The sequence below is a fragment of the Streptomyces flavofungini genome, assembly GCF_041028215.1.
Lineage (GTDB): Bacteria > Actinomycetota > Actinomycetes > Streptomycetales > Streptomycetaceae > Streptomyces > Streptomyces flavofungini_B.
In genome coordinates this window covers 1-5,504 of sequence record NZ_JASKYR010000529.1, presented here as the reverse complement: position 1 = coordinate 5,504, position 5,504 = coordinate 1, and the positions used below count along the sequence as shown (strand labels likewise).

At 71.9% G+C, this 5,504-nt stretch carries 5 protein-coding genes and 1 pseudogene; all 6 read left to right on the top strand.

Going from position 1 to position 5,504, the window contains the following annotated elements; all coding sequences use genetic code 11:
- On the top strand, positions 1–1,210 hold a 1,210-nt coding region (locus AB8Z36_RS28840), incomplete at its 5' end, for a sensor histidine kinase (protein WP_369216321.1).
- The gene (locus AB8Z36_RS28835; protein WP_369216320.1) at positions 1,207–1,872 is read left to right on the top strand and encodes a response regulator; all 666 of its coding nucleotides are present in this window, start codon (positions 1,207–1,209) and stop codon (positions 1,870–1,872) included. The genes AB8Z36_RS28840 and AB8Z36_RS28835, both read left to right, overlap by 4 nt.
- Positions 1,873–2,128: 256 nt before the next feature.
- Positions 2,129–3,157 (top strand): annotated as a pseudogene (locus AB8Z36_RS28830) (type I polyketide synthase); the annotation flags it as partial.
- Positions 3,158–3,540: 383 nt separating this feature from the next.
- Positions 3,541–4,074, top strand: coding sequence for a thioesterase domain-containing protein (locus tag AB8Z36_RS28825; protein WP_369216319.1), 534 nt, complete (start codon positions 3,541–3,543; stop codon positions 4,072–4,074).
- Entirely contained in the window at positions 4,067–4,570 is a 504-nt protein-coding gene (locus AB8Z36_RS28820) for a hypothetical protein (RefSeq protein ID WP_369216318.1), read from the top strand. The genes AB8Z36_RS28825 and AB8Z36_RS28820 overlap by 8 nt, the downstream gene beginning before the upstream one ends.
- Before the next feature lie 246 nt (positions 4,571–4,816).
- Positions 4,817–5,491: a DUF4232 domain-containing protein gene (locus AB8Z36_RS28815; protein ID WP_369216317.1), complete on the top strand. Its 675-nt coding sequence runs from the start codon at positions 4,817–4,819 to the stop codon at positions 5,489–5,491.
- Positions 5,492–5,504: the final 13 nt, after the last annotated feature.

The following is a 5,504-nucleotide window of genomic DNA, read 5'->3' as shown; positions in this document are numbered from 1 at the left end:
GCGCTGGATCTCGCGGGCACCGGAGCTGGTGTGGGACTCCCTGCTTCCGACGCTGCTCCTGGTCAACATCGTGATCATGTCGGCGCCGGGGCGGCGAGGGGTGGCCGTGGCTCTCACCGCCGCGCTCACCCTGCCTCTGCTGTGGCGGCGCCGTGCTCCACTCGCGGTGTTCGGCGTCGTGGCCGGTGCGGCTTCCGTCCAGTGGCTCATGGATGTCCCGCTGCCGGCAGACGTCGCCCTGCTGGTGGCGCTCTATACGGTGGCCGCGAACGCGAGCCGACGTGGCACGCTGATCGCCGCCGCCGTCGTGGAGACGGGGGTCGGGCTGGCCTGTCTGCGCTGGGTGCCGGAAGGCGCGTTCCCGACTCCTTTCGTCGCGGCGAGCGCGATGGTCTTCGCGGCCGTGGTCCTGGGGACGAACGTACGGACCAGAGGCGACCTTCTCGTGGCCCTCGAAGAGCGGGCGGACCGACTGGTGCGAGAGCAGGACCAGCAAGCGCGGTTGGCCGCCGCCGAGGAGAGGACCCGTATCACGCGGGAGATGCACGACATCGTCACCCACAACCTGTCCGTCATGGTCGCGCTCACCGACGCCGCCGTCTACGCGCAGCACCGGTCACCGGACAAGGCCACCTCCGCGATGCTCCAGATCTCCGAGACGGGACGGCAGGCCCTGACCGACATGCGACGCTCCCTGGGCATCCTGCGGACCGATGAACCGGAGGCGGAGCGCCACCCGTTGCCCGGCATCACACAACTCCAAGACCTCGCCGACCAGATGTGCGCCGCCGGGCTGCCGACGGACGTCGAGGTCCAGGGCGCTCACGCCCACATACCCGCCACCGCACAACTGACCGTCTACCGCCTGATACAGGAAGCCTTGACCAACTCCCTCAGACACACCCCTGCCGGAACCCGAGCGAAGGTCCGTCTGCGATGCACTCCCGAGATCGTCACAGTCGACGTCACCGACAATGGGCTCCGCCCGCCGCTTCCCGGCCCCACGGGGCCGTCCGGCCACGGCATCCCCGGCATGCGCGAGCGCGCGGCCGCCTACGGGGGAAAGGTGCGGGCAGGACCGCTTCCGGGCGGCGGCTGGGGAGTCAGCACCCGTCTCTTCCTCACCGGCACCGGCACCGGCAGCGGCACGGGCACTGGCACCGGCACCGGTGCCAGCACTGGGATCAGCAGCGAAACGGTGTCCGTATGACGATCCGCATCCTGATCGCCGACGACGAAGCACTGCTCCGTATGGCCTTCGCCACGGTTCTGGAGGCCCAGCCCGACATGGCGCCGGTCGGCGAGGCCGCGGACGGTGACCAGGCCGTGCGCCTTGCCGGGGAGTTGCGCCCCGATGTCGTCCTCATGGACGTCCGGATGCCGGGCACCGACGGGATCGAGGCGACTCGGCGGGTGGTTGAGGCCTCCCCGCGGAGCAGGGTGCTGATCCTGACCACCTTCGACCTGGATGAGTACGCCTTCGCCGGACTCAACGCCGGAGCCTCGGGCTTCCTGCTGAAGAACACCAGACCAGAGGAGTTGCTCACCGCGATACGCAGTGTGTCCGAGGGCGACGCGGTGGTCTCGCCGCGGTTCACCCGCCGTCTGCTGGAGCATCTGCGCCCACACATCCCCGACGGTGGCGGCGGCGCCACGCGCGACAAGCGGCTGGGCCTCCTCAGCGCCCGGGAGCGCGAGGTGCTCGTCCATGTGGGCCGCGGCCGGTCCAACACCGAGATAGCGGCCGCCCTGCACCTCGCGGAGGCCACCGTGAAGTCACATCTGGGGCGCATCCTGCACAAGCTCGAACTTCGTGACCGCATACAGGCGGTGATATTCGCCTACGAGAGCCGCCTGATCCACCGGACCTGACGCTGCCCGCCGCCGACCGGAGCACGGCGGTATTCCGGGCCCGCATGGCAGAAGGGGTGGACCGAGAGTCTCGGTCCACCCCTTCTGGTGCCGCGCTGTCGCACTACAGCGTTGCCTCCTTGCGCCCCGCGAGCCAGGGGTTACGCGTTGGCGCTCTTGTTGACCGGAGCTGAGGTCACGATCGTGGAGAGGACCTCATCGCCGTTCTGAGTACCCGAGACCTTGGTGCGCGCGAAACCGTGCAGGTCGGGCTTCTGTGCTGGGCGGCCTTGTCGCACGGCATCTGGCGACCGCGCACGGAGTGAGCAACGTCCTGCTGGCGGGCCGCCGGGGCGACGACGTACGGCTCGCCGCGCTCGCCACCGACATCGAGCGGCTCGGCGCGAAGGCGGTGACGGCGGGCTGCGACGTGAGCGACCGGACGGAACTCGCCGCACTCCTCGCCACGGTCCGCGACGCGCACGCCCTGACCGCCGTGGTGCACTGCGCGGGCGTCCTGGACGACGGCGTCGTCACGGCCCTCACCCCAGAACGCCTTGACCGGGTGCGGCGGGCCAAGGCCCGGTCCGCCTGGCACCTGCACGAACTGACCCGCGACCTGGACCTGTCCGCGTTCGTGCTCTTCTCCTCGGCGGCAGGGGTGCTCGGCGCGCCGGGTCAGGCCAACTACGCCGCCGCCAACCCCTTCCTCGACGCCCTGGCCCACCACCGCAGGGCGACCGGGCTGCCCGGGACGGCGCTGGCCTGCGGGCCCTGGGACCTGTCCGGGGGCGTGGCGGGCGAGGCCGAGCTGCGCAGGACGGCCCGCGGCGGGGTGGCGGCGGTGACGCCCGAGGAGGGCCTCGCGCTGTTCGACGCGGCCGTAGGCATGGCCGAGCCGGTGCTGGTGCCGCTGCCTCTGGACCGACGGCGGCTGCGTTCCCTGGTGGCCACCGCGCACCCGGAACTGCCGGTGGCGCTGCGCGGCCTCGTCCCCTCCGCGCCCGTACCGGAGCGCGGGCCGCTCACCCCGCGCCGCACGGAACGGCCGGATGCCGTCACCCCCGCCCGGCTCGCCGGGACGACGGCCGCCGCACGGACGGACGCCCTGAGCGAACTGGTCCACGCCACGGCCGCCTCCGTGCTCGGCTTCTCCTCGCCGGCCGCCATCGAGGACGACGCCTCCTTCCCCGAGCTGGGGCTCGACTCGCTGACCGCGGTCGAACCGCGCAACCGCCTGGCGACGGGGACCGGCCTGAGCCTGTCGGCGACCGTGGTGTTCGACCACCCCACGCCCGCCGCCCTGACCGGTCACCTGGAGCGGGAACTCGCCGCCGCTCCCGCTGTGCCCCGGGCCGCGCCGCCGTCCGCCGTCGAGGGAATCGGCGCGCTGTTCCGGCAGGCGCGTGCGGCGGGCCGGGTCCTCGACGGCATCGCGCTGCTGAGGGCGGCGTCCCGCATCCTGCCGTCGTTCGCCGACGCCACCGAACCGGCCCGGCCACCACGGCCAATGAGCCTGGCACGCGGCACCGCGCCCACCACACTCATCTGCTTCCCCGCTGTGGTGGCGCTGTCGGGAGCGCACCAGTACGCGCGCTTCGCCGCGGCGCTGCGCGGTCAGCGGGACGTGGTCGCCCCCCCCAGCCCGGTTTCAGGCCGGGGGAGCCGCTGCCCGCCCACCTCGACGCGGTGGTCGAGGCGCAGACCGCGGCCGTCCGCGCGTACACCGGCGGCGGACCCGTCGCCCTGCTCGGCTGCTCCTCGGGCGGCTGGGTGGCGCACGCGGTGGCCGAGCGGCTCGAGCGCCTGGGCGAGGGGCCGCGGGTTGTGGTGCTGCTCGACACCTACCTCCAGGACGAGATGAGCCCCGAGACGGCTACCGCCCTCACCGAGGGGCTGTTCGAGCGGCGTGGCACCCAGGCCACCGAGGAGGACGCCACCTCACTGGCCGCCATGGGCGCCTGCTTCCGGGTCTTCGAGGAGTGGTCACCGGGAGCGGTCCAGGCCCCGACGCTCTTCCTGCGGGCCCGTGACGAGCTCTTTGGAGCACCGGCCCTCGGCGGGAGTACCGACCTCGTCCGGAGCGTGCCCGGCGACCACTTCACGATGCTCGAAGAGCACGCCGAGCATGCGGCGCAAGCCGTCCACACCTGGCTCGCCGAGGCAGCGGAAGAGCCGCGTCCGAGCCCTGTCACACCGAAGAGGAGCGATCGGCATGTCTGATGCGCGGAGCACCGGAACCACCGTCGTCACGGTGGACCTGATCCACCGGGCCTACGCCGCACTGGTCTCCCGCGACCGCGAGCGCGCGCTGGAGTACTGGTCCGAGGACGTCCGGTTCCTCGTGCCCGGCCAGCACGTGGAGGCCGATTGGCGCGTGGGCCTCGACTCCCTGCTCGACTTCCGCCGCGCGGTGGACGAGGCGTCGGGGCTGACGTTCACCGCCGAACTGCTCACCACGATGATCAACGGCCAGGAGTCGATGGACGTGGTCAAGGTGCACGCCGTACGGGCCGGTGCCTCTCCCGGGAGCACCTCGCTCTTCGACGTGCTCGACGGGCGGTCCGTCCAGGTGTCCCGCTGGTCGCGGGGGCGCGTCGTCGAGGGGTACGCCGGGTGGTTCGGCGACGGCGCGGCCCACTACGACCAGTGGTGGTCGCCCATCGGACCGGACGGCGAACGCCGGGACGCGCCGCCCGCCACCAAGCCCCGGGACTGACCGCGGTACCCGCCCCCGTCGTCGACACGAGCGCGGGATCAGGCTTTGCCGCCGGGTCCCGCGCTCGTCGCGTCGCCCTGGAGCGCACGCGTACGCCTGTGACAGAACGAAGACGTCGCGGTGGACCGCCTGTAACTCGGTGCGGGATACAAATATTTCAGACCGCACGCACCGCGCTACGCAGTCATCTGCTTCGCGGCCACTGATACGCAGCCAGTTCTGGGGGACCCCATGAAGTGCACCCGCATGACCGCTCTCGCCGCCATCGGCGTCGCCGCCACCCTCTCCCTCACCGCCTGCAACGGGGACGACTCCGGGACGAAGTCGTCCTCCAAGGGCTCCTCGAATTCCTCCTCTTCCTCTTCCTCTTCCTCTTCCTCTTCCTCGTCCTCGTCCGACGACAGTGGCGCGAAGTCGCAGGGCGGCTCGGAGTCCGGCACCGGGAAGTCGGGGACCGGTGACGACTCCAAGGCCGGGTCCGGCGCGGCGAACGGTACGACGGGCACCAGCGGCAAGGTGACCTTCTGCAAGACGGAGGACCTGGCCATCGACGCCAGGGACGCCGCGCCCGACGAGAGCGCGGGCCGGATCGACATCACCATGGTCAACAGGGGTGCGACCACCTGCTCGGCGACGGGATTCGCGGGTGTCGACATCAAGGACGCCGACCACACGTCGAGCCCCATCGAGCGGGGCCGGGCCCAGCCGCGTGTCACCGTCCTGAAGCCCGGCGACGCCGCCGTCTTCAACCTCGCCTACGACATCGACAGCAGCGGCGACAGCCTCGCGTCCCCGACCGACATCGAGGTGACGCCCCCGAACGAGACCCACTCCGTGACGCTGAAGTGGCCGGAGGGAGCGGGGGCCATCAAGGGCGCCTACACCGACGTCCAGGTCTACCCCACGCACACCACCAAGTAGGGCGGGCGGGGGA

Excerpts from the sequence above, each read along its gene's own strand:
- AB8Z36_RS28835 (WP_369216320.1), top strand. The coding sequence starts at position 1,207 with ATGACGATCCGCATCCTGATCGCCGACGACGAAGCACTGCTCCGTATG.
- AB8Z36_RS28820 (WP_369216318.1), top strand. The coding sequence starts at position 4,067 with ATGTCTGATGCGCGGAGCACCGGAACCACCGTCGTCACGGTGGACCTG.
- AB8Z36_RS28815 (WP_369216317.1), top strand. The coding sequence starts at position 4,817 with ATGACCGCTCTCGCCGCCATCGGCGTCGCCGCCACCCTCTCCCTCACC.